Here is a 456-nt window from a genome sequence, read left to right as displayed (position 1 = left end):
CGATCAGGGCGATGTTGACGGTGAATTCGTCGTTTTTCTTCACGAACTCCTTGGTGCCGTCCAGGGGGTCCACCAACCAGTAGCGGTCCCAGGTTTTGCGTTCGTCCCAGGGGGCGTTTTCACTCTCCTCGGACAGGATGGGCAGGTCCGGTGTCAGGCGCTGTAGGGCGTCGACGATGACACGGTGGGCGGCTAGATCGGCTTCGGTGAGGGGGCTGTCGTCGTTCTTCTGATAGACCTCGAAGTCCTTCTGGTAGACGGTCATGATGGCGTCGCCGGCGGCTTGGGCGGCCTGAATGATGTCGGAATAGGGGATGGTTGGCATCTTTGGGTAAAGCTCCTTGAGAGGGTGGGTGCCGAACGTGTTTTGGGGGAGTATACCGAAAAGTAGGGTGGGGGCCGAATAGGGGTGGTTTTTGGGGGTGGGGTCACGTTGGTTTACGGCGGATGCGGGCT

At 59.6% G+C, this 456-nt stretch carries 1 protein-coding gene; it reads right to left on the bottom strand.

The window, feature by feature from the left end; translation table 11 throughout:
* On the bottom strand, positions 1-325 hold a 325-nt coding region (locus B3187_RS08840), incomplete at its 3' end, for a 3'(2'),5'-bisphosphate nucleotidase CysQ family protein (protein WP_286805845.1).
* Positions 326-456: the final 131 nt, after the last annotated feature.

Source organism: Marinimicrobium sp. UBA4209, from assembly GCF_002381585.1.
GTDB lineage: Bacteria > Pseudomonadota > Gammaproteobacteria > Pseudomonadales > Cellvibrionaceae > Marinimicrobium > Marinimicrobium koreense.
This window is presented reverse-complemented; position numbering and strand designations above follow the sequence as displayed.